We start from the raw sequence: 2,125 nt of genomic DNA on the forward strand, positions 1-2,125 counted from the left end.
GTCAGCAGGTCGGCCAGGTCGGCCCTTTCGGGGTTGCGGATGGCGGCGTCCAGGCTGCCCTGCCGCTCGGCCGAGGCGATCACATCCCACAGACCGATCCGCGCGGCCCGCAAGCGCGCCAGTCGCGCCTCATAGGGCTGGGCGGCCAGGTCCGGTTGGGCGATCACGGCCCCGACCAACCGCCAGAAGCCGTTCTGCGGATGGGCGTAATACTGCGCCGCCTTCAAGGAGGCGTCGCCGGGCAAGCTGCCGAGGATCAGGACGCGAGTGTGTGCGTCGACGATGGGGGCAAAGCCGATGCTACGCTCCGGAAGCGCGCTCAATGCTGCTCACGAGCTCTCTTCCGGCGCTCGTTCCGATGCCGAGCGTATTCGCCTTCACCCAGAACGGTCTGACCGCCGAGACGAAATTCCACCAACTCACCTTCCGCTGGAGCGCCATCGGCGTAGTGGAAGCGCATTTTGGAGGCCATGCACTGGAAGGTGCGGTCATTGCGACGTGAGGCGGCCGTGGGATTCTGAACTTCGCAGCCTTGGCCACGTCCTTCGGCGTCCACGCGACACTGCATGATCAGGCTGAAGCCGGCGATGCCTTGCAGGCACCGTTCCATGGCGTCGTGATCGACTGTCTGCACGATCTCAGGAGGCTGTTCTTCAGCCTCCTGAGCCGAGTCTTGGGCCGAATAGCCATTGATCATCCAGAGCAGGGCGAGGCTGATCAGTGAAGGCATCTCAGCTTTCTCCGAACACCCGCTCGAAGATCACGTCCACGTTCTTGGTGTGGTATCCGAGGTCGAACAGGGCTTCGAGCTGGTCGTGGGGCAGGGTGACGCGGGGGTCGGCCTTCAGGAAGTCGATGAAGACGCCTTCGCCGCGCCAGACCTTCATGGCGTTCTCCTGAACCGCCGCATAGGCGTCTTCGCGCGACACGCCCGCCTGAGTCAGGGCCAGCATGACCCGTTGCGAGAAGACCAGGCCGCCCAGGCGGTCGAGGTTCTTCTGCATGTTCTCAGGGTAGACGTTCAGGCGCTCGACCACGTTCGCCAGGCGGTGCAGGGCGAAGTCCAGGTGGATGGTGGCGTCCGGGCCGATGCCGCGCTCGACCGAGGAGTGGCTGATGTCGCGCTCGTGCCACAGGGCGACGTTCTCCATCGCCGGGGTCACCGCCGAACGGACCAGACGGGCCAGGCCGGTCAGGTTCTCGGTCAGGATCGGGTTGCGCTTGTGCGGCATGGCCGACGAGCCCTTCTGGCCCTTGTCGAAGAACTCCTCGGCTTCGAGGACTTCGGTGCGCTGCAGGTGGCGGATCTCGACGGCCAGACGCTCGACCGAGCTGGCGACGACGCCCAGGGCGGCGAAATAGGCGGCGTGACGGTCGCGCGGGATGACCTGGGTCGAGACCGGCTCGACGGCCAGACCCATCTGGTCGGCGACGTATTGCTCAACCGCCGGATCGACGTTGGCGAAGGTGCCGACGGCGCCCGAGATGGCGCAGGTGGCGATCTCTTCACGGGCGGTGATCAGGCGACGCTTGGCGCGCTGGAACTCGGCGTGATAGCCGGCCAGCTTGAGGCCGAAGGTCACGGGCTCGGCGTGGATGCCGTGCGAACGGCCGACGGTCGGGGTGTATTTGTGCTCCTTGGCGCGGGTTTCCAGCGCGGCCAGAACCCGGTCGACGCCGCCCAGCAGCAGGTCGGTCGAGCGCGCCAGCTGCACCGCGAAACAGGTGTCCAGCACGTCCGACGACGTCATGCCCTGGTGCAGGAAGCGGGCTTCCTCGCCGACGATTTCCGACACGTGGGTCAGGAAGGCGATGACGTCGTGCTTGGTGGTGCGCTCGATCTCGTCGATGCGGTCGGCGTCGAAGGTGGCGTCCTTGCCGTTGGCCCAGATGGCCTCGGCCGATTCCTTCGGGATCACGCCCAGCTCGGCCATCTTGGTGGCGGCGTGGGCCTCGATCTCGAACCAGATCTTGTACTTGGTGTCTTGCGACCAGATGGCGACGGCGTCGGGGCGGGAATAGCGCGTGATCATGGTTGGGTCGTGTCGGTCCAGAGGGGCGGGGAGTCAAGACGGCGGGCGGGTTTCCTTCTCCCCTTGAGGGAGAAGGTGGGCGCCGGAGGCGC

Annotated in this window: 3 protein-coding genes; all 3 read right to left on the minus strand. The window is 66.2% G+C overall.

The window, feature by feature from the left end; genetic code table 11:
* Window positions 1–323 (minus strand): DNA-deoxyinosine glycosylase (locus RT567_RS16110; RefSeq protein ID WP_313577221.1); only part of this gene is annotated, 323 nt, incomplete at its 3' end.
* Complete coding sequence (locus tag RT567_RS16115; protein WP_313577222.1) at window positions 320–730, minus strand: hypothetical protein; 411 nt, start codon at window positions 728–730, stop codon at window positions 320–322. The genes RT567_RS16115 and RT567_RS16110, both read right to left, overlap by 4 nt.
* Window position 731: 1 nt before the next feature.
* Entirely contained in the window at window positions 732–2,033 is a 1,302-nt protein-coding gene (gene purB, locus RT567_RS16120) for an adenylosuccinate lyase (RefSeq protein WP_313577223.1), read from the minus strand.
* Window positions 2,034–2,125: the final 92 nt, after the last annotated feature.

Origin of the sequence: Brevundimonas sp. (genome assembly GCF_032107865.1) — a bacterium.
Lineage (GTDB): Bacteria > Pseudomonadota > Alphaproteobacteria > Caulobacterales > Caulobacteraceae > Brevundimonas.